1 protein-coding gene is annotated in these 363 nt (G+C 72.2%); it reads right to left on the bottom strand.

The window, feature by feature from the left end; translation table 11 throughout:
- On the bottom strand, positions 1-363 hold a 363-nt coding region (locus tag GTY47_RS25665; protein WP_010047877.1), incomplete at both ends, for an aldehyde dehydrogenase family protein.

The following is a 363-nucleotide window of genomic DNA, read 5'->3' as shown; positions in this document are numbered from 1 at the left end:
TCGAGGTTCTGGGTGAAGAGGTAGGCGGCGAGGCCGAACTCTGTGTCGTTGGCGGCGGCGATGGCCTCGTCCTCGGTCTCGAAGGTGAGGAGGGCGGCGACCGGGCCGAAGACCTCGGTGTCGCTGATGGCGGCGTCGGGGGTGACGCCGGTGAGGACAGTGGGCGGATAGAAGCAGCCGGGCCCGCCCGGGAGTTCGCCTCCGGTCAGGACGATGGCGCCGCGTTTCACGGCGTCGCGCACCAAGTCGTGGGCCTTGCTGCGGCCGGCGTTGTCGATGAGGGGGCCGACGTCGGTGCCGGGTTCGGTGCCGGGCCCGACGGTGAGGGCGGCCATGCGGGCGGCTAGGCGGGAGGCGAACTCG

Source organism: Streptomyces sp. SID5464, assembly GCF_009862985.1.
In the GTDB taxonomy this organism is placed as follows: domain Bacteria; phylum Actinomycetota; class Actinomycetes; order Streptomycetales; family Streptomycetaceae; genus Streptomyces; species Streptomyces chartreusis_D.
Note: the sequence above shows the minus strand (reverse complement) of the source record. Positions and strands in the feature narration are given on the sequence as shown.